This is a genomic window from Arthrobacter sp. J156 (genome assembly GCF_056172865.1).
In genome coordinates, this window is record NZ_CM149650.1 from 851,019 (window position 1) to 870,355 (window position 19,337).

At 72.4% G+C, this 19,337-nt stretch carries 15 protein-coding genes; 1 reads left to right on the plus strand and 14 read right to left on the minus strand.

The window, feature by feature from the left end; translation table 11 throughout:
• Nucleotides 1–66 precede the first annotated feature (66 nt).
• The 3 genes from rpmA to AC0QR5_RS03980 all read right to left on the minus strand — a co-directional run bounded on the left by rpmA (nucleotide 67) and on the right by AC0QR5_RS03980 (nucleotide 4,562).
• Entirely contained in the window at nucleotides 67–321 is a 255-nt protein-coding gene (gene rpmA, locus AC0QR5_RS03970; protein WP_329863544.1) for a 50S ribosomal protein L27, read from the minus strand.
• 45 nt (nucleotides 322–366) lie between these two features.
• Nucleotides 367–675 (minus strand): 50S ribosomal protein L21, encoded by a 309-nt coding sequence (gene rplU / locus AC0QR5_RS03975; protein ID WP_329863542.1) that lies wholly within the window; start codon nucleotides 673–675, stop codon nucleotides 367–369.
• A gap of 200 nt (nucleotides 676–875) precedes the next feature.
• On the minus strand, nucleotides 876–4,562 hold the full coding sequence (locus tag AC0QR5_RS03980) for an Rne/Rng family ribonuclease (protein ID WP_329863540.1): 3,687 nt from the start codon (nucleotides 4,560–4,562) through the stop codon (nucleotides 876–878).
• A gap of 421 nt (nucleotides 4,563–4,983) precedes the next feature.
• On the opposite strand from AC0QR5_RS03980, the gene AC0QR5_RS03985 reads away from it, so the two are divergent.
• A complete protein-coding gene (locus AC0QR5_RS03985; protein WP_329863538.1) occupies nucleotides 4,984–5,580 on the plus strand; it encodes a vitamin K epoxide reductase family protein in 597 nt (198 codons plus the stop codon).
• A 121-nt stretch (nucleotides 5,581–5,701) separates the two neighbouring features.
• Here AC0QR5_RS03985 and ndk read toward each other — a convergent pair whose 3' ends face one another.
• The 11 genes from ndk to cysD all read right to left on the minus strand — a co-directional run bounded on the left by ndk (nucleotide 5,702) and on the right by cysD (nucleotide 19,328).
• Nucleotides 5,702–6,118: a nucleoside-diphosphate kinase gene (gene ndk, locus AC0QR5_RS03990; RefSeq protein ID WP_329864307.1), complete on the minus strand. Its 417-nt coding sequence runs from the start codon at nucleotides 6,116–6,118 to the stop codon at nucleotides 5,702–5,704.
• 44 nt (nucleotides 6,119–6,162) lie between these two features.
• Complete coding sequence (locus tag AC0QR5_RS03995; RefSeq protein ID WP_329863536.1) at nucleotides 6,163–6,606, minus strand: DUF4233 domain-containing protein; 444 nt, start codon at nucleotides 6,604–6,606, stop codon at nucleotides 6,163–6,165.
• 4 nt (nucleotides 6,607–6,610) lie between these two features.
• Nucleotides 6,611–7,969: a bifunctional folylpolyglutamate synthase/dihydrofolate synthase gene (locus AC0QR5_RS04000; RefSeq protein ID WP_329863534.1), complete on the minus strand. Its 1,359-nt coding sequence runs from the start codon at nucleotides 7,967–7,969 to the stop codon at nucleotides 6,611–6,613.
• On the minus strand, nucleotides 7,966–11,253 hold the full coding sequence (gene ileS, locus AC0QR5_RS04005) for an isoleucine--tRNA ligase (protein ID WP_329863532.1): 3,288 nt from the start codon (nucleotides 11,251–11,253) through the stop codon (nucleotides 7,966–7,968). The genes AC0QR5_RS04000 and ileS overlap by 4 nt, the downstream gene beginning before the upstream one ends.
• 283 nt (nucleotides 11,254–11,536) lie before the next feature.
• Entirely contained in the window at nucleotides 11,537–12,955 is a 1,419-nt protein-coding gene (locus AC0QR5_RS04010) for an FAD-dependent oxidoreductase (RefSeq protein ID WP_430970715.1), read from the minus strand.
• A gap of 34 nt (nucleotides 12,956–12,989) precedes the next feature.
• Nucleotides 12,990–14,195, minus strand: coding sequence for a uroporphyrinogen-III C-methyltransferase (gene cobA / locus AC0QR5_RS04015; protein ID WP_329860763.1), 1,206 nt, complete (start codon nucleotides 14,193–14,195; stop codon nucleotides 12,990–12,992).
• Nucleotides 14,196–14,272: 77 nt separating this feature from the next.
• Nucleotides 14,273–15,184: an ABC transporter permease gene (locus tag AC0QR5_RS04020; RefSeq protein ID WP_329860697.1), complete on the minus strand. Its 912-nt coding sequence runs from the start codon at nucleotides 15,182–15,184 to the stop codon at nucleotides 14,273–14,275.
• Nucleotides 15,174–15,896, minus strand: a complete 723-nt coding sequence (locus AC0QR5_RS04025) for an ABC transporter ATP-binding protein (protein WP_329860698.1) — start codon at nucleotides 15,894–15,896, stop codon at nucleotides 15,174–15,176. Before AC0QR5_RS04025 ends, AC0QR5_RS04020 begins: the two co-directional genes overlap by 11 nt.
• The gene (locus AC0QR5_RS04030) at nucleotides 15,893–17,005 is read right to left on the minus strand and encodes an ABC transporter substrate-binding protein (protein ID WP_329860699.1); all 1,113 of its coding nucleotides are present in this window, start codon (nucleotides 17,003–17,005) and stop codon (nucleotides 15,893–15,895) included. The genes AC0QR5_RS04025 and AC0QR5_RS04030 overlap by 4 nt, the downstream gene beginning before the upstream one ends.
• Nucleotides 17,002–18,384, minus strand: a complete 1,383-nt coding sequence (locus AC0QR5_RS04035; RefSeq protein ID WP_329860701.1) for a sulfate adenylyltransferase subunit 1 — start codon at nucleotides 18,382–18,384, stop codon at nucleotides 17,002–17,004. The genes AC0QR5_RS04030 and AC0QR5_RS04035 overlap by 4 nt, the downstream gene beginning before the upstream one ends.
• Nucleotides 18,384–19,328 (minus strand): sulfate adenylyltransferase subunit CysD, encoded by a 945-nt coding sequence (gene cysD / locus AC0QR5_RS04040; protein ID WP_329860702.1) that lies wholly within the window; start codon nucleotides 19,326–19,328, stop codon nucleotides 18,384–18,386. Before cysD ends, AC0QR5_RS04035 begins: the two co-directional genes overlap by 1 nt.
• Nucleotides 19,329–19,337: the final 9 nt, after the last annotated feature.

Consider the following 19,337-nt stretch of genomic DNA (forward strand, 5'->3'; position numbering starts at 1 on the left):
GCGACTGGAGGGCGGGCCGAACGGCCCGCCCTCCAGTCTAGTAAAGCTCTGTCTCGTCCGGTCCGACTAGTCGGCGGAGACGATGTTGACGACGCGGCGCCCGCGACGGGTGCCGAACTCGACGGCTCCCGCGGCGAGGGCGAACAGCGTGTCGTCGCCACCGCGGCCGACATTGGCGCCCGGGTGGAAGTGGGTTCCGCGCTGGCGGACGATGATCTCGCCGGCGGAGACGACCTGGCCGCCGAAGCGCTTCACGCCGAGGTACTGGGCGTTGGAGTCGCGGCCGTTGCGAGTGGAGCTCGCACCCTTCTTATGTGCCATTGAATGTGCCTACCTTCAAATCGGGGGTTGCTGGTCTCCGGCGCCCTAGGCGATGGAGGTGACCTTGACCTTCGTCAGCGCGGAGCGGAAGCCCTGGCGCTTCTTGTAGCCGGTCTTGTTCTTGTACTTCTGGATGACGATCTTCGGACCGCGGAGGTTCTCGACGACCTCGGCGGTCACGGTCACCTTGGCCAGGTCCTGGGCTGCGGAGGTCACCTTGTCTCCGTCGACCAGCAGCAGCGCGGGAAGCTCAATGGTGCCGCCAGCTGCCACCGGAACGCGGTCAAGGGTCACAAGGTCTCCGACGGAAACCTTCTCCTGGCGGCCGCCAGCGCGGACAATCGCGTACACCACTTTGGAACTCACTTCTCTCGACATTGATATCTCTAACTGCGCATCAGGGTCTCCGGGATGGATGCCTGGGGTTGCGCCGTGCTGTCACGCCGAGCGGAAAGTTCCGATGAGCGGCGTTCGCACCGAAGATCTAGATTACGCTAGTCGGCCCCGCCGGGGCAAATACATCCTGCCCCGGCGAGTCGTCAAGACCTTCGGCGCTACAGCTCCGACGCCGGCACGCCGACGCCGAGCACAACGGGCACCTCGGCAGGAGCCGCGGCACGCGCCGCCGTGTCCCCGGGGAGCGCCGCCGTGTGCGTGGAGCCTCCCGAGGCCGGCGCGGCGGCCACGCCACGCTCGATCGGCTCGTGGGCCGAGCCCTGCGCGGAGCGGGCGGAACGGGTCCGGCGCGGCCGGCGCGGGGCAGGGGCTTCCGGCTGTGCCGCCTCCTGCACGGCCACGGACTCCTGCTGCGTGGCCCGGCCCGGGGCAGCCTCGGCGGCGGCGTCGGCCGCCGCGACGACGCCGCTCTCCTCGACGACGTCGGTCGACTCGACCGCGCCGGCGGGCTCCCGTCCGGGCGTGGTCGCCGAGGCCGTGTCCGCGGTCTGGCCCGCGTCCCCGTCACCGCTGTCCGGCGCGAGAGCGCCGAGCACCTCGGAGAGCGACTCGAGGGTCAGCTCGGGGGCCTGGACGGGTGCGGTGGCCCGGCGGCTGCGCCTGGCCCGGGGAAGCCGCACGGCCTCTCCGGCAATCGTGACGACCTGCTCGGCCGCCTCCCCGGGAGCCGGCACGCTGGTCTCGGAGACCGACGCGGCCGCGGTGGGCGCGGCGGGCGCCTCCCCGGCCTGCACCGGCGTCGGGTCCGGCCGCTCCGCGGCGTCGGCAGGCGCCTCGTCGCCGGCGGGCGCATCTGCCGCGCCTCCCGTCGTCGTCACCGGCGAACCGGCGCGGCCACGGCGTCGGCGGCCACGGCGTCCGCCGGTCCCGGCCTGCTCGGCCTCGGCGTCGCCGGACGCGGCGCCGTCCGCCGGAGCGGATCCACCCGTAGCCCCCTCCGTGGCGGCCTCCGGGCGCGCCCCGGCGTCGTGCTCGTGTTCATGGGCCGCGTGCGCTGCGGCGGCAATGGTCGCGAAGGCGGCCCGGGCGGCGCTCGCCTTCGCCTCGCGCTCGGGATCCTCCGCCGGACGCTGGGCCTCGACGGGCTGCTCCGGCGCGTCCTGGTCCTTCCCGCCCTTGCGGCGGCGCGAGGACCGGCCGGAGCGGTCGTTGCGGTCGTTCCGGGATCCGGACTGCTGCTCGCCGGAGGCGGTGTAGGAACGCCGGTGCTCGACGGGCTCCTCGTGGGTCACGACGCCGCGGCCGTTGCACGCCTCGCAGTTCTCGCTGAAGACCTCGAGCAGCCCGGTGCCCATCCGCTTGCGCGTCATCTGCACGAGCCCCAGCGACGTGACCTCGGCGACCTGGTGCTTGGTGCGGTCGCGGCCGAGGCACTCGACGAGGCGGCGCAGCACCAGGTCGCGGTTGGCCTCCAGGACCATGTCGATGAAGTCGATGACGATGATCCCGCCGATGTCGCGCAGGCGCAGCTGGCGGACGATCTCCTCGGCGGCCTCGAGGTTGTTCTTGGTGACCGTCTCCTCGAGGTTGCCCCCGGAGCCGGTGAACTTGCCCGTGTTCACATCGACGACCGTCATGGCCTCCGTGCGGTCGATCACGAGCGAGCCGCCCGAGGGCAGGAACACCTTGCGGTCCAGCGCCTTGTGGATCTGCTCGTCGATGCGGTTGGCCGCGAAGATGTCCTCCTCCGCCTCCCACTTCTCGAGCCGGCCCAGCAGGTCCGGGGCGACGTAGGTGACGTAGGCCTCGATGGTGTCCCAGGCCTCCTCGCCGGAGACCACGAGCTTGGAGAAGTCCTCGTTGAAGACGTCGCGGACGACCTTGATGGTCAGGTCCGGCTCACCGTAGAGCAGCTCGGGCGGGGTGGTCTTCGTCGACGTCGACTTCCGCTCGATCTCCTCCCAGAGGGCGCGGAGCCGGTTGATGTCGTTCATGAGCTCCTCTTCGGAGGCCCCCTCCGCGGCCGTGCGCACGATGACGCCGGCGTTCTGCGGCAAGTGGTCCTTGAGGATCTTCTTCAGGCGGTTGCGCTCGACGTCGGGCAGCTTGCGGGAGATGCCCGTCATGGAGCCGCCGGGCACGTAGACGAGGTAGCGTCCGGGCAGCGAGATCTGGCTCGTCAGGCGGGCGCCCTTGTGGCCCACGGGGTCCTTGGTGACCTGGACGAGCACGGAATCGCCGGACTTGAGGGCGTGCTCGATCTTCCGCGGCTGCCCGTCGAGGCCCGCGACGTCCCAATTGACCTCGCCGGCGTACAGCACGGCGTTGCGGCCGCGGCCGATGTCGATGAACGCGGCCTCCATGGACGGCAGCACGTTCTGCACCTTGCCGACGTAGACGTTGCCGATGAGCGAATCCTGCTGCGTCTTGGAGACGAAGTGCTCGGCGAGGATGCCGTCCTCGAGGACGCCGATCTGGATGCGGTCCTCGCGCTGGCGCACGACCATCTGGCGGTCGACGGACTCGCGCCGGGCCAGGAACTCGGCCTCGGTGATGACGTGCCGGCGTCGGCCCGACTCGCGCGACTCGCGGCGGCGCTGGCGCTTGGCCTCGAGGCGCGTGGAGCCCTTGACGCCCATGACCTTGTTCGACGGCGCCGGCTCGGCGGCCTGCCGCGGGCCGCGGACCCGGGTGACGGTGTTGGGCGGGTCGTCGTCCTGGCCGCCCGTGAGCTCCAGGTCGGCGTCTCCGCGGCGGCGGCGGCGCCGGCGGCGGGAGACGACGCCCTCCTCCTCCCCGGCCGGGCCGTTGGCGGCGGCCTCCTCGGACGCTCCCCCGCGGGCGCGCCGGGTGCGGCGGCCGCGGCGGCCGCGTCCCGCGCCCTCCTCGCCGGAATCCGCGTCATCGTCCTCCTCGTCCTCGACGACGGCGGCCGGCGCCGGGACGGCGGTCAGGTCCGGGGCGTGGAAGAGCAGGGACACGGGCGAGGCCGGGATGGTGAAGGGATCCGCGGCCGGCCCGCCCTCGGCGTCCTCGGTGGTCTCATCGGAGGAGCCGGGCACGACGCCGGTGCCGGCCCCGGGTGCCTCGTCCGCGGCCGGGGAGGCCGGCGGCTGGACCGCGGCTGCCTCCTGCGCGGGCGCCGCGTCGTCCGGGGCTTCCGCGCCGGTGTCGTCGCCCTGCGCCGCGGCGGTGGCCTTGCGCGGCGTGCGCTTGCGCGGAGCCTTCCGGGCAGGGGCCGCTTCGGTGGGAGCGTCCCCCTCGGCGGCACCATCTGCGGGCACCTCGGGGGCGGGTGCCTCGTCGGGCACCGTGACGGCGGACTTGCGCGGGGCGCGCTTGCGAGGAGCCTTCGCCGCGGGTTCTTCCAGCTGGTCGGAGACGCCATCCCCGGACGCCAGGGCGGGCTCGATGGCCGCGACCGGATCGGCCTCGACAGACGCCTCGGCCCCGGTGGCGGTCTTCTTCGCTGCGGTGGCCTGGGTGGCGGCGGTCTTCTTCGCCGGGGTGGACTTCGCGGCGGCGGTCTTGGTGGTGGTCTTCGCCGCGGTGCTGCTGCGCCGCCGCGTGGCCTTCGCGGGAGCCTCGGCCGGCGCCTCGGCGGTGGAGGCCTCCGACGAGGCGGGCGCCTCGGCGGTGGAGGCCTCCGACGAGGCGGGCGCCTCGGCCGCCGCGACACCGGGGGCCGTCCCGGCCTCTTCCGCGGCGGAGGCGGCCGCGGTCTTGGCGGCGGGCTTCCTACGGCGCACCGCCTTCTTCGGTTCCGCCGCGGGGGCGGCCTGTTCCGGGGATCCGCCCTCTGCTTCGGGCGTGTTCTCGGTCGACGGGGTCGTCAATGAATCCATGGGTCATGCTCCTACCCGGCCGACCCCCACAGTGGGCCCGCCGGGCGCTCAGTTCGGCGGCGGGGCCTGAAGGGCCTCCGCGCGCCGGAAGTCAGGATGCTATCCACCGGGGGGCACCCACCACGTATGGGGTGCGGACGTCCCGTTGGACCAGCGGCGCTTTTCCCGGCAAGCCGCTTTCCGTTGCGGCGGCCGTCGGCGGTATTCGAGAGGGGCGTCGTGTCTTCACGCCGGTCCGATGCATCGCCCGCGGGCCTGGAAGCCTGTCGCTGGGCCGGCCCTGGACTGTGGATCCACGGACGGCCACGGCCATTATCTCACACGGGGCCCCGCACGGCGGGACCCGGGCACGCGCGGCGTCGATACACTGGAGGCGAACGCGCCGGGGTCCTCCGGCGCCCGCGAGCGAGGAGCCAGACGCTTGACCACGACGGAACTTCCACGCTTCGCCCGGGACCAGGCCTTCGGCGTCATCCTCGCGGCCACGGCCGCCGTGGCCTGGATCGCGTCCGTGATCCTCGTGCTGGAGCGCCTCGAGCTCTACCGCGACGCCTCACACGTGACGAGTTGCGACCTCAACCCCTGGGTCTCCTGCGGCACGGTCATGCAGACCTGGCAGGCCGCCCTGTTCGGCTTCCCGAACCCCTTCATCGGGGTCGTCGGCTTCGCCGTGGTCCTGACGATCGGCGTCTCGCTCGCGGCAGGCGCCCGTTTCCCCCGCTGGTATTGGATCGGCGTCCAGACCGGGATCACGCTGGCCGCGGCGTTCATCGGATGGCTCTGGTACCAGGCGCTGTTCGAGATCAACGTCCTGTGCCTCTACTGCATCGTCGTCTGGCTCATGGTGATCCCGCTTTTCATCTACACGACGGCCCGGAACATCCTGCACGGCGTGCTCCCCGCGCCCGCGTGGCTGCGCCGTGCCGCGGCCGGCTGGCCCGGCGTGGCCACGGCGCTCGTGATCGTGGCGTGCGCCGCGTCGATCTTCTTCCGCTTTATGAACATGTTCCTCGGCTGAGGCAACGCGGACCCCGGTCCACGCCCGAGCGCACAACGACGACGGCGGCCGGCCACCCGTGGAGGGTGGCCGGCCGCCGTCGTACCGTGACCGGTCCCCGCGCGGAGCGGGGCGGCGACGCTCAGGCGAACCAGATGCCGATCTCGCGTTCCGCGGACTCCACCGAGTCCGAGCCGTGGACGAGGTTCTGCTGCACCTTCAGGCCCCAGTCGCGGCCGAAGTCGCCGCGGATGGTCCCCGGAGCGGCCGTCGTCGGATCAGTCGTCCCGGCCAGGGAGCGGAAGCCCTCGATGACGCGGTGGCCCTCGAAGACGGCGGCGACGACGGGGCCCGAGAGCATGAACTCGACGAGGGGCTCGTAGAAGGGCTTGCCGACGTGCTCCTCGTAGTGGCGCTCGAGCAGCTCCCGGGTGGCCTGGACCTGCTTGAGGGCCGCGAGCCGGTAGCCCTTGGCCTCGACGCGGGCGAGGATCGTTCCGGTGAGCTGGCGCTCGACGCCGTCGGGCTTGACCAGGACAAGGGTCCGTTCAACGGACATGGGCGTGCTCCTTTGAGGTGGGGGTCGGGTTTCCTCCGGCCAGTCTAGTCGGAGCCGGCCTCCGGGTGCTCCGCTTCCCAGCGGGCCTGCGCACGGTCGCGCTCGGCGTTCTCCGCATCGATCGCTCCGCCCTTGGTCACGGCGTACCACCAGGCGGCCGCGAAGAGCGCCCCGACGATGAACATGTACGGATCGATGAATCCCGCGCCGACCAGCAGCACCTGGATGCCCCAGCCGATCCAGTAGCCGAACGGGCGGCCGAGGAACGCGCACGTGGCCAGGCACAACAGCGCCAGACCGAGCCCGATCCCCCAGATCAGCCAGGCGGAGACGGCCCCGCGGTGCAGCCCGAACACGCCGAGCGTCGCGAAGAGGACCACAAAGGCCTCCAGGGTCAGCACCGTGGAGGCGAAGAGGGTGCGCACGGAGCGGCGGGGCTTCTTCATGCCGGGCCGCCACTCGCGCTGCGCCTTGGTGAGTCGTGCCATGGTCCTACCTTCCCAGCAGCGTCCGCGCCTCGGCGACGACGGTGATCGATCCGGTGACGAGCACGCCGCCCCCGAAGTCGCCGCCGGCCTCGGCCCGGCCCACCGCCCATTCCAGGGCGTCGTCGAGCTTTTCCGTGATGTGCAGGTCCGATTCGGGCCATCCGGCCTCGAGCGCCAAGCGCCCGAGCTCGCCGGCCGGGACGGCCCGGGGCGACGTCGACTGGGTCAGGCACAGGTCCTGGACCAGGTCTCCGTACTGCTCCCGCAGCTCCGCGAGCATCGCCGGCGCGTCCTTCTCCGCGAGGATCCCGACGACGAGGGCGAGGGCCGTGAAGCCGAAGGCCTCCTTGACGGCCTCGGCGCTGACCCGGACGCCGTCCGGGTTGTGCGCGGCGTCCACCAGCACGGTCGGCGCCGAACGGACGACCTCGAGGCGGCCCGGGCTCGCCGCCTCGGCGAGGCCCTCCCGGAGCAGCTCCGCGTTCAGCTCGCGCTCGCCGCCGCCGAGGAACGCCTCGAGCGCGGCGACCGCGACGGCCGCGTTCTGGGCCTGGTGGGCTCCGTGCAGGGGCAGCAGCAGCTCGTCGTAGCGCCCCGCGATGCCCCGCAGCCGCAGGGACTGGCCGCCGACGGCGAGCGTCCGCTCCTCGACGCCGAATTCGACGCCCTCGAAGCGGAACGGGACGTCCTTCCCGCGGGCGGCGTCGAGGAGGACCTGCGCGGCCGCGGCCGGCTGCGCGGCGCTGACCAGGAATCCGCCGGGCTTGATGATCCCGGACTTCTCCCAGGCGATGTCCTCGACCGTGTCGCCGAGCAGATCCGTGTGGTCGAGCGAGATCGGCGTGACGACGGCGACCTGCCCGTCCCCCACGTTCGTGGCGTCGGTGATGCCGCCGAGGCCCACCTCGATGACGGCGACGTCCACGGGCGCGTCGGCGAACACCGCGAAGCCCAGGACCGTGACGGCCTCGAAGTAGGTCAGCCGGTTCTCGCCCCGCGCCTCGAGCTCCTCGTCCACGATGAGCAGGTACGGGCGGATCTCGTCCCAGATCCGGACGAAGTCGGCGTCGGCGACGGGTTCGCCGTCGAGGCTGATCCGCTCGGTGACGGAGGCCAGGTGGGGGCTCGTGTAGCGACCCGTGCGCAGCCCGTGGGCGCGCAGGAGCGACTCCAGGATCCTGGCCGTCGAGGTCTTCCCGTTGGTTCCGGTCACATGGATGATCGGGAAGGCCTTGTTGGGCTCGCCGAGGATCTCCATGGCACGCCGCATGGGCTCCATGCGGGGTTCGATCTTGTTCTCCGGGGCGCGCGAGAGCAGCTCGGCGTACACGCTCTGGACGGAGAAGGCGTCGGCATCGCTCACGGCTTGCGCTCCTCTCCGCCGGCCTCGGCGGCCGCGACGGTCTCGACCTCGACGCGCACGTCGCCGCCCGCGGACTCGTGCAGCACGAGCCCCACGCTCAGCGTCTCCTCCTTGACGAGTGCCGCGTTGGCGTGCAGGGCCGCCACGGTGGCGGCGTCCGCGTGGACGACGGTGCGGATCCGGTCGGCCACCCGCAGGTCCGCGTCCTTGCGCGCGGACTGGATGGCGCGTACGACGTCGCGCGCGACGCCTTCCGCCTCGAGCTCGGGGGTGAGCTCGGTGTCGAGCACCACGAACCCCCCGCCCGGCAGCACGGCCGCCGCGACGGAGGCACCGGCGTCGTCCGCCACGACCGTTTCCAGGGTGTACTCGTGCGGCTCGAGCGCCAGGCCCCCGCACACCACCGAGCCCTCGGCGTCGACCGACCAGTCGCCCGACTTGGACCCCTTGATCGCCAGCTGCACGTCGCGGCCCAGGCGCGGGCCGGCGGCCCGGGCGTTGACCACGAGCCGCTGGCTGATCCCGAACTCGCCCGCGTCGGCCTCGGAGGCGTCCAGGAGCGTCACGGAGCGCAGGTTGAGCTCGTCGGCCACGACGGCCGCGAACGTCCCCTCGAGCTCCCGCGCGCCCGGCGCGACGACGGTCAGGCCCTGCAGCGGCAGGCGCACTCGCAGCTTGGCGGCCTTGCGCAGCGAGGAGCCGACGGAGGCGATGCGCCGCGTGAGCTCCATGCGCTCCACGAGGGCCTCGTCCTGGGGGAAGAGCCCGGCGTCCGGCCAATCGGCCAGGTGCACCGAGCGTCCGCCCGTCAGGCCGCGCCAGATCTCCTCGCTCGCGAGCGGCAGCAGCGGCGCGGCGACGCGCGTGAGCGTCTCCAGTGCCGTGTAGAGCACGTCGAACGCCTGCGTGTCCTCGTCGAAGAAGCGCTGCCGCGAGCGGCGGATGTACCAATTGGTCAGCGTGTCCATGTAGCGGCGCAGGGCATCGCACGCGTCGGAGATCTCGTAGGCGTCCATCGCCTCGGTACTCTGGCGGACGAGGCGCCCCGTAGCGGCCAGGAGGTACGCGTCGAGGGGATCGTCGGAGGCGTAGCGGAGCCGGGCCGCGTAGCCCGCTCCCCCGTGGGCGGCGTTCGTGTAGAGCGTGAAGAAGTGCCACGCGTTCCACATCGGCAGCAGCACCTGGCGCACGCCCTCGCGGATCCCCTGCTCGGTGACCACGAGGTTGCCGCCGCGCAGGATCGGGCTGGCCATGAGGAACCAGCGCATCGCATCGGAGCCGTCGCGGTCCAGGACCTCGTTGACGTCGGGGTAGTTGCGCAGCGACTTGGACATCTTCTGCCCGTCCGAGCCCAGGACGATCCCGTGGCTGATGACGTTCTTGAACGCCGGGCGGTCGAACAGCGCCGTCGCGAGGACGTGCATCGTGTAGAACCAGCCGCGGGTCTGCCCGATGTACTCGACGATGAAGTCCGCCGGGTTGTGGGAGTCGAACCACTCCTTGTTCTGCATCGGGTAGTGCACCTGGGCATAGGGCATCGACCCGGAATCGAACCAGACGTCGAGGACGTCCTCGACGCGGCGCATCATGGATTTGCCCGTGGGGTCGTCCGGGTTCGGGCGCACGAGGTCGTCGATGAAGGGGCGGTGCAGGTCCACCTCGCCGGCGTGGTTGCGCGGCAGGGTCCCGAAGGCCTCCTCGATCTCGGCGAGCGAACCGTAGACCTCGCGGCGCGGGTAACGCGGATCGTCGGATTCCCAGACGGGGATCGGCGAGCCCCAGTAGCGGTTGCGGCTGATCGACCAATCGCGCGCGTTCTCGAGCCACTTGCCGAACTGGCCGTCCTTGACGTTGCCCGGGATCCAGTTGATGTCCTGGTTCAGCTCGACCATGCGGTCCTTGAACTGGGTCACCTTGACGTACCACGAGGACACGGCGCGGTAGATCAGGGGGTTGCGGCAGCGCCAGCAGTGCGGATAGGAGTGCACGTAGCTGGCCTGGCGGACCAGCCGGCCGGCGTCCTTGAGCACCCGGATGATCGTCTTGTTCGCCTCGAAGACCTGCACGCCGGCGATGTCGGCGAGCGGCCCGCCCTCGAAGACGGGCAGGAAGCGCGCTCCCTCGTCGACGGAGAGCACCACGGGGATCCCGTTGGCCTCGCAGACCGCCTGGTCGTCCTCGCCGTAGGCGGGCGCCTGGTGGACGATGCCCGTGCCGTCCGTCGTCGTGACGTAGTCGGCGACGAGGATCCGCCAGGCCTGCTCCGTGCCGTACTTCCCGGCGTCGGCGAAGGTGTCCCAGAGGCGCTCGTAGCCGATCCCCTCGAGCTCGGCGCCCAGGTGGCCCGACTCGACCGCGGCGGCGGCGGCAGCCCCGTCGTCGTACCCCAGATCCTTGGCGTAGGCGCCCAGGAGGTCCTCGGCGATCAGGAAGCGGCCCGTGGCGGCGGAGGCCTTGACCCCGTTCGGGCCGGCGGGGACGACGACGTAGCGCACGTCCGGTCCGACGGCGAGGGCCTGGTTGGTGGGCAGGGTCCAGGGCGTCGTGGTCCAGGCGAGGGCCTGCACGCCGGCGAGCTGCCGGGAGAGCTCCCCCTCGCCCGCGAGGAGCGGGAACGTCACGGTCACGGTCTGGTCCTGGACGTCCTTGTAGACGTCGTCGTCCATCCGCAGCTCGTGGTTGGACAGCGGGGTCTCGTCCTTCCAGCAATACGGCAGGACGCGGAAGCCCTGATAGGTCAGGCCCTTCTCGTGCAGCTGCTTGAACGCCCAGATGACCGACTCCATGTAGTCGACGTTGAGCGTCTTGTAGTCGTTCTCGAAGTCCACCCAGCGGGCCTGGCGGGTCACGTACTCCTGCCACTCCCCGGCGTACTTCATGACGGAGGAGCGGCACGCGTCGTTGAACGTGTCGATGCCCATGGCCTCGATCTGCTGCTTGTCCGTCATGCCGAGCTGCTTCATGGCCTCGAGCTCGGCGGGCAGGCCGTGCGTGTCCCAGCCGAAGCGGCGCTCGACGCGGCGCCCGCGCTGGGTCTGGTAGCGGGCGACGAGGTCCTTGACGTAGCCCGTCAGCAGGTGGCCGTAGTGCGGCAGGCCGTTGGCAAACGGGGGGCCGTCGTAGAAGACGAACTCGTTGTCCTCGGCGCCGCGCGCGTCGATCGAGGCCTGGAAGGTGCCGTCCTCGGCCCAGTACTTCAGCACGCGTTCCTCGATGTCGGGGAAGCGCGGCGACGCGGGCGTGCTCGAGCGGGGGTCGGTGGAGGCCTGGGGGTACGTGGTCATCGGCGGCGTTCCTGGGATCGGAGGCATCGGGTGGATGCCGGGCGTTCTCCGTGCGGGGACGGTCCCGGGCGATCGGTCGCCTGGTCCCGCGGTACCACCCCGCTTGCCAGCGCCCTCCCCGTGCAGGGAGCGCGCCGCCGCTTCGTGACTGCTGTGACGGGCTTACCCGTCCGGTTCTAGTAGCCGGCACCCCGTGCGGGGTCCCACCGTTCTTCCGGAAGCTCGCCGGTGATGGCCGGGTCGACGCTGTTGGTCTCCAGTCTAGCCGATGCCCGGCCCGCGGCTAAGCGCGCACGGCCGGCGTCGAGGCGTCGACCATCTCCTCGCGCGGGACCACCTTGATGCGCTCGCGGGTCACGGGACCTGCCTCGGTCTGCAGCGTGCCCGCCGCCTCGCCGAGCGCGCGCTCGTGGGCGTCCAGGGTCAGCCAGCCCTCCCACGTCGTGTAGCGGACGCCGCGCGAGCCCAGGAGCCCCGTGATGGCCTCCGCCTCGGGTGCGGTCGCCGGTTCCAGCGAGGCGGCGTCCTCGAGCAGGAGGGTGATGGTCTCGAGGGCGTCGCCCTTGGTGTGGCCGATCAGGCCCACGGGCCCGCGCTTGATCCAGCCCGTGGCGTAGAGCCCGGGCACGGGCTGCCCGGAATCGTCCAGGACCCGCCCGCCCGCGTTGGGGATGGTCCCGGTGGAACCGTCGTAGCCCACGCCGTCGACGGCGGAGCCGAAGTAGCCGATCGCCCGGTACACGGCCTGGACCGGGTAGTCCACGATCTCCCCCGTACCGCGCACGTTGCCCGTGCCGTCCAGCTCCTGCCGCTCGAAGCGCAGCCCGGACACCCGCCCGTCCTCGCCCAGGACCTCGACCGGGTTGTGCAGGAAATGCAGGTGCAGGCGCCGCGAGGCCCCCGTGTCCTGCTCCTCCACGAGCCAGTTCGTCAGCGTGTTCACCATGGTCTTGACCTGGTTGTTCGTCTTGATCGCCTCGTCCGAGGCCGCGTCGAACTCGAAGTCCTCCGGGTAGAGCACGATGTCCACATCCCGCGAATGGCTCAGTTCCCGCAGCTCCAGCGGGGTGAACTTGATCTGCGCCGGACCGCGGCGGCCGAAGACGTGCACGTCCGTGACCGGGGAGGCCTTCAACCCCTCGTACACGTTCGCCGGGATCTCCGTGGAGAGCAGGTCGTCCGCGTGCTTGGAGAGCACCCGGGCCACGTCCAGGGCCACGTTGCCGTTGCCGATCACCGCGACCTCGCGCGCCTGCAGCGGCCAGTGCCGGTCCACGTCCGGGTGCCCGTCGTACCAGGACACGAAGTCCGCGGCCCCGTAGGAGCCCTCGAGCTCGATCCCGGGGATGTTCAGGTCCGCGTCCCGGATCGCCCCGGTCGCGAAGACCACCGCGTCGTAGTGGGTCCGCAAGTCGTCGAGGTGCAGGTCCGTGCCGTAGTCGACGTTGCCGAAGAAGCGGATGTCGCCGCGGTCCAGGACCTTGTGCAGGGCCTTGACGATGCCCTTGATCCGCGGGTGGTCGGGCGCCACCCCGTAGCGGATCAGCCCGTACGGTGCGGGATAGCGGTCGAACAGGTCGATCGAGAGGTCGAAGCCGCGCTCGGCCTTCGTCAGGAGGTCGGCAGCATAGACGCCCGCCGGACCGGCGCCGATGATGGCGACGCGGAGCGGACGGAGGGCCGTGGAGTTGGTCTGGCTCATGGTGTTCCTTGGAGTCGTGGGGGCGATGGGTGGCTTAGGCCCGGATGGCCTGCGCGGAGGCGTGGCAGGGCGTCCCGGAGGCATGGGGGCTGAGACGGACGACGTCGCCGACCACGATGACGGCGGGGTTGGCGACCCCGACGTCCCGGGCCGTCTCGGCGATCGCGTCGAGCCGGTCGATCGTGACCCGTTGTCCTGGCATCCAGCCCCGCTCGATCACGGCGACCGGAGTGTCTGCCGGCAGCCCGCGGCGGCGGAGCAGCCGGGCATGGTCGGCCAGGCGGCGGACGCCCATGAGCAGGACGAGGGTGTGGTCCGGCCGCGCGGGGAGCTCGGCGAGCTCGTCGTGCCCCGTGGCCATCGAGAAGCCGGTGGCCACGCCGCGATGGGTGACCGGGATGCCGGCGGCGGCCGGGACGGAGACGGCGCTCGTCACGCCCGGGACGACCTCGACCTCGATCCCGTGCGCTCGGCAATGCGCCTCCTCCTCGCCGCCGCGGCCGAGGACGTAGGGGTCCCCGCCCTTGAGCCGGACCACCTTGTGGCCCGCCCGGGCCTCGGCGACGAGTAGTTCGTTGATCTCCTGCTGCGTGGCCAGGTGGTGGCCGGGGGCCTTGCCGACCTCGATGATCCGCACGTCGGCGGCGAGCTCCTCGAGCAGTTCCCGCGGGCCGAGCCGGTCCGCGACGACGACGTCGGCCGTGGCCAGGAGCCGCCGTCCGGCGACGGTGATGAGCCCGGGATCGCCGGGCCCGCCGCCGACCAGGGCCACGGAGCCGCGGGGCGTGCGCTTGCGGCGCAGGGGCAGCAGGCCCGTGTCGGCGGCCAGGGAGATGGCGTTGCGGAGCCCGACGGCGCGGCGTGGGTCCGCGCCGGCGGTGACCGCGATCGTGACGCCATCGCCGACGCGCGCGACGGCCGGCGTCCACGCGCTGGAGCGCTCGTGGTCGGAGGCGTTGACGCACCAGGTGCGCTGCTCTTCGGCCTCCTCGGACACGGCCGCGTCGACGGCGGGCAGGCCCGTGGCGGTATGGACGAACCAGGCGCCGGCCAGGTCGCCCCGGCGGAAGGGCCGGCGCAGCCAGCTCAGCCGCCCGTCGGCCGCCGCCTGGGCGAGCGCCTCCGTGGCCTCGGGCGCGATGAGCGTCACGAGCGCCCCCGCGTCGAGCAGCTGCCCGATGCGCCGCTCGGCGACGCGGCCGCCGCCGACGCAGGCCACCTCCTTGCCCCGCAGCCGCAGCGCGAGGGGGTGGACCGCGGTGTCGGAGGACGACGCCGGGGCCGCGCCGTGCGGGCCGCGCTCCGGTTCCCGCCGCGTCACCGGGTGCTCCCCGGGGTCAGTCCGCGGCGGCGGAGCAGGCGGCGCTCGATCGGCCCGAAGACGAGCAGCTCGACGACGATGCCGACGAGGAGGATGGCGAGGATGGCGGCGACGACGACGGCGAGGAGGGAGAGCTCCCGGCCCTGCTGCAGGAGCGAGCCGAGGCCGAACCCGATGCTGCCGCCGACGGCGATGATCTCGGCGGCCATGAGCGAACGCCACGAGAAGGCCCACCCCTGCTTGAGGCCGGCGAGGTAGCCGGGCAGGGCGGCGGGGAGCACGATCCGGGTCAGCTGCTGGAGGCGGCCCGCACCGAGGACCGTGCCGAGCCGGCGGTACTGGGGCGGGACGTGGTCCACCCCGGAGAGGAAGCCGTTGATGATCGAGGGCGTCGCGCCCATGACCACCACGAAGAACACGGTCGCGTCGGTCAGGCCGAACCAGATGATGGCGGCGGGGACCCAGGCGACGCTGGGCAGGACCTGGAGGCCCGAGACGAGCGGGCCGATGCCGCGGCGCAGCGTCGTGGACGAGGCGAGCAGCAGTCCGGCCGGCGTGCCGATCGCCAGGGCCAGCAGGAAACCGAGCAGTCCGCGGTTGAGCGAGGTGGCGACGGCCTCCGTCAGGCGGCCGTCGGCGAGGAGCTCCCCCGCGACCCCGAGGACCTGCACGGGTCCCGGGAAGAGGTCCTCGCGCGGCGACCCGGCCCAGGCGGCGAGTTGCCAGATGCTCAGGAGCGCGGCCACGGTGCCCAGGGGGATCAGGACGGAGTCGAGGCGGCGCCGGGGCTTCTCCTGCGTGGTCTGGAGGCGGTCCAGGCCGGCTTCGACCTCGCCGAGCCCGGGGTCGTGGTCCCGGGCAGGAGGCGGTGCCGCGTCGCGGACGGCGGTGTTCGATTCAGTATGCATGCTGCCGGATCTCCTCGCGCAGTCGTTCGGTGATGGTGCGGGTCAGCACAGCGGCCTCGGCAGGATCGCGCCGTACGCCGGGATCGATCCGCCACTCGGCCGCGATGCGGCCGGGGCGGGAGGACAGGAGCAGGATCCGCTGGCCGAGGCGGACGGCCTCGCGCACGTTGTGGGTCACGAAGACGACCGTGCGCCGATGCAGTTCCCAGAGGCGCTCCAACTCGTCGTGCAGTAGTTCCCGCGTGATGGCGTCCAGGGCCGCGAAGGGCTCGTCCATCAGCAGGATCGGCCGGTCCTGGCCCAGCGCCCGGGCGAGCGAGGCCCGTTGGCGCATGCCGCCGGAGAGCTCGTGCGGGCGCTTGCCCCCCGCGTCGCCCAGGTGGACGAGCCGGAGCAGCTCCTCTGCGCGTTCGCGGCGTTCCGCGCGGCCGAGGCCCCGCAGCTCGAGTGCCAGCTCGATGTTGGCCCGGGCCGTGAGCCACGGCAGCAGGGCGGCGTCCTGGAACATCAGGGCGGCGCCGGCCTCGGGGACGGTGACGCTGCCCGCGCTCGGCGGCTCGAGCCCGGCGATGACGTTGAGCAGAGTCGACTTGCCGCATCCCGAGGCTCCGAGGACGGCCACGAACTCGCCGTCCTCGATCGTCGTCGAGATGTCCTCGAGCACGGGAGCTGCGCCGTAGTCCTTGCCGAGCGACTCGATGATGATGCTCATGCGCCCACCCCCCGTTCGAGGACCGAACGCAGGACCGACTCGTCGACCAGCCCTGTGAGGTCACCCGGTTCGGTGACGCCGGCGTCGACCCCCGCCTGGAGCAGTCGGGGGAAGGCCCCGCTCAGGGGATCGGAGGTGAAGGTGAGGTGGTCCAGCGCGCGTTCCATGACGGCGTCGTCCAGTCCGGCCCCCGCGGTCTCCGTCAGCCGTCGGTCGAGGATCGGGAGCAGTTCCCCGCGGGACGTGCCGTTGATCCACGTCAGCGCCCGCACGTGGGCGGCCACGAGCGACTCGACCGTCTCGGGGTGGCGCGCGGCGAACTCCTGTCCCACGGCGAGCACCGTCGTCGGGAACAGGCCGGCCTGCCCCGTCTCGCTGCCGTCCCACAGCTCGGCCTCGTCGACGAGCACGACGGCGTCCGCCTCGAGCACGAGCCGGGAGGCCCAGGGCTCGGGAAGCCACGCCCCGTCGAGCTGGCCCGAACGGAACAGCTCGAAGGTCTGGGCGTTGCCCGTCGGGGTGATCGACACGGCGCCGCCGCGGACGTCCACGTCGAGCCCGTTCTCCGTGAGCCAGGTGCGCAGGGCGACGTCCTGGGTGCCGCCCAGCTGCGGGGTGCCGAGGGTCGCACCCCGGAGCGCCTCGGGCGAGTCCAGGCCCCGCCGGACCACGAGCTGCGCCCCGCCGGCCGCCGCCCCCGCGAGGATCCTGATGCCGGTCCCGGCGCTGGAGACGTAGGCGGAGATCGCCGGGTTGGGGCCGAGGTAGGCCGCGTCGATCGCGCCCGCGTTGAGTGCCTCGACGGCGGCGGGACCCGCGTTGAACACGTGCTCCTCGATCGTGGTCCCCTGGGCCCCGAGCACCTCGGCGAAGATCCCGTCGCCCGTGCCCACGAGGGCCGGGGCATGGGTCAGGTTCGCGAAGAAGCCGAGCCGGAGCCGTTCGGCCGGGCCGGCGGCCGTGGCCACGGCCCCACCCGGGCGGGGAATCGTCGTCGTCGCGGCCGCGCCGAGGACCAGCAGGCCGATCGCCGAGCCGCCCGCGGCCAGGAAGGCCCTGCGGGACGTGCGGCGGTCGCCGTCGTCCGGTGTGTAGCGGATGGTGCTCATGCGGCCTCCCCCGCGTCCGCCGGCGGAGACGCCGAGGCGACGAGGCCCGCCGCCAGGGTGTTGCCGTCGTGCGGATCGATCACCAGGAAGGAGCCGGTGCGCCGGTGCTGCGCGTACGGTTCCAGCGGAAGCTCGGAGGCGAGGTGGAGCGAGACGCGGCCGATGTCGTTCAGTTCGAGGGTCCCGGCCGGAACCCGGGTGAAGTCCTCGAGGTCGACCCGGCCGGCGATGGCGGTGACCCGGGCGCGGACGACGGCGGTGCCGTGCTTGACGAGGACGCGGGCGCCGGGGCGGAGCGCGTCCGAGGAGAGCCAGCAGAGGTCCGCGTCGAAGCGCCCGGCGGACTCCGGGAGGGTTCCCGCGGCCCCGATCGTGTCCCCCCGGGCCACGTCGAGCTCGTCGGCCAGCGTGAGGGTGACCGAGTCCGGGGCCGACGCGCCGGGACGCGGCGTTCCGGCGACCTCGATGCCCGTCACGCGGGTGGTCCTCCGGGGCTGTCCCGGCGTCGCGACGGTCACGGTGTCGCCGACCGCGACGGAGCCCGCGGCGATCTGGCCGGCATAGGCCCGGTAGTCGTGGTATGCGGCGGGGTCCACTCCCGGAGCCACGCCGTTCTGGGGGCGGACGACGAGCTGGACGGGGAGCCGGAAGTCGCCGCTGAGGCCCTCTTCGGCGTCGCCCGTCGGCAGCCCTTCGAGCAGCTCGAGGAGGGTCGGGCCGGGGTACCAGGGGGTCAGCGCCGAGCGCTCGACGACGTTGTCGCCGCGGAGGGCGGAGACCGGAACGACGTGCGGCGTCGGAAGTCCCAGCGCCGTGGCGAGCCGCAGGACGTCCTCGGCGATGGCCGCGAAGCGCCCTCCGCCGTCGTCCACGAGGTCGATCTTGTTCACGGCGACGACGAGGTGCGGCACGCGCAGCAGTGCCGTGACGCTCAAGTGGCGGCGGGTCTGCTCGAGCACGCCCTTGCGGGCGTCGACGAGGACAACGACGGCATCCGCGGTCGAGGCGCCCGTGACCGTGTTACGGGTGTACTGCACGTGGCCCGGGCAGTCCGCGAGGATGAAGGAGCGGCGGCCCGTGCTGAAGTAGCGGTAGGCCACGTCGATCGTGATCCCCTGCTCGCGTTCGGCGCGGAGGCCGTCCGTCAGCAGTGCGAGGTCCAGGGTGCCGTCGCCGCCGCCGAAGCCGCGGTCGGCGGACGCCTTGGCCACGGCGTCGAGCTGGTCGGCGAGGACGACCTTCGCGTCGTGCAGCAGCCGCCCGACGAGCGTGGACTTGCCGTCGTCGACGGAGCCCGCGGTGGCGAAGCGGAACAGGCCGGAGACCTGGTCCCCGGTGGGGGCCTGGGTGGCGGCGGTGTCCAACGTGGTGTTCGTCATTAGAAGTACCCTTCTTTCTTGCGGTCTTCCATGGCCGCCTCGGAGATGCGGTCGTCCGCTCGCGTGGCCCCACGCTCGGTCAGGGTGGAGGCGGCGACCTCGTGGACGACGTCTGACACGGTGTAGGCCTCCGACAGCACGGCACCGGTGCAGGACATGTCGCCGACGGTGCGGTAGCGGACGGTCCGCCGCGTGACGGCCACGCCCTCCCCCGGCCGGCTGAACTCTCCCACGGCGCGCCACATCCCGTCGTGCTCGAAGACCTCCCGCTCGTGGGCGTAGTACAGCGGCGGAAGCTCGATGCCCTCGCGCTCGATGTAGCGCCAGATGTCCAGTTCCGTCCAGTTGCTGATCGGGAAGGCACGGACGTGCCGGCCCGGTGCGTGGCGTCCGTTGTAGAGGTTCCACAGCTCCGGGCGCTGGTTGCGCGGGTCCCACTGGCCGAACTCGTCGCGCAGGCTCAGGATGCGCTCCTTGGCCCGGGCCTTGTCCTCGTCGCGCCGGGCCCCGCCGAAGACGGCGTCGAAGCGGTGGTCGTTGATGGCGTCGATGAGCGGGGTGGTCTGCAGCGGGTTCCGCGTCCCGTCGGCGCGCTCGCGCAGCTCGCCGCGGTCGATGTACTCCTGGACGCTCGCGACGACGAGGCGCAGGCCGAGGCGCTCGACCGTGCGGTCGCGGAAGTCCAGCACCTCGGGGAAGTTGTGGCCCGTGTCGACGTGGACGACGGGAAAGGGGATGCGCCCCGGATGGAACGCCTTGGCCGCGAGGTGCAGCATCACGACGGAGTCCTTGCCGCCGGAGAACAGCATCGCCGGACGCTCGAACTCGGCGACGACCTCGCGCAGGATGTGGATGGACTCGGCCTCCAGCAGGTCCAGGACGTCGCGTGTCCCGGACCGGGCGGCCGGGGCCGCGGGGTGTTCCACAATGGTCGTGGCACTCATGGGGCGTGC

Bases quoted from the DNA above. Each gene is read 5' to 3' on its own strand.
- rpmA (WP_329863544.1), bottom strand. From the start codon at position 321: ATGGCACATAAGAAGGGTGCGAGCTCCACTCGCAACGGCCGCGACTCC.
- AC0QR5_RS03980 (WP_329863540.1), bottom strand. From the start codon at position 4,562: ATGGATTCATTGACGACCCCGTCGACCGAGAACACGCCCGAAGCAGAG.
- ndk (WP_329864307.1), bottom strand. From the start codon at position 6,118: ATGTCCGTTGAACGGACCCTTGTCCTGGTCAAGCCCGACGGCGTCGAG.
- AC0QR5_RS03995 (WP_329863536.1), bottom strand. From the start codon at position 6,606: ATGGCACGACTCACCAAGGCGCAGCGCGAGTGGCGGCCCGGCATGAAG.
- ileS (WP_329863532.1), bottom strand. From the start codon at position 11,253: ATGACCACGTACCCCCAGGCCTCCACCGACCCCCGCTCGAGCACGCCC.
- AC0QR5_RS04010 (WP_430970715.1), bottom strand. From the start codon at position 12,955: ATGAGCCAGACCAACTCCACGGCCCTCCGTCCGCTCCGCGTCGCCATC.
- AC0QR5_RS04020 (WP_329860697.1), bottom strand. From the start codon at position 15,184: ATGCATACTGAATCGAACACCGCCGTCCGCGACGCGGCACCGCCTCCT.
- AC0QR5_RS04025 (WP_329860698.1), bottom strand. From the start codon at position 15,896: ATGAGCATCATCATCGAGTCGCTCGGCAAGGACTACGGCGCAGCTCCC.
- AC0QR5_RS04030 (WP_329860699.1), bottom strand. From the start codon at position 17,005: ATGAGCACCATCCGCTACACACCGGACGACGGCGACCGCCGCACGTCC.
- AC0QR5_RS04035 (WP_329860701.1), bottom strand. From the start codon at position 18,384: ATGACGAACACCACGTTGGACACCGCCGCCACCCAGGCCCCCACCGGG.
- cysD (WP_329860702.1), bottom strand. From the start codon at position 19,328: ATGAGTGCCACGACCATTGTGGAACACCCCGCGGCCCCGGCCGCCCGG.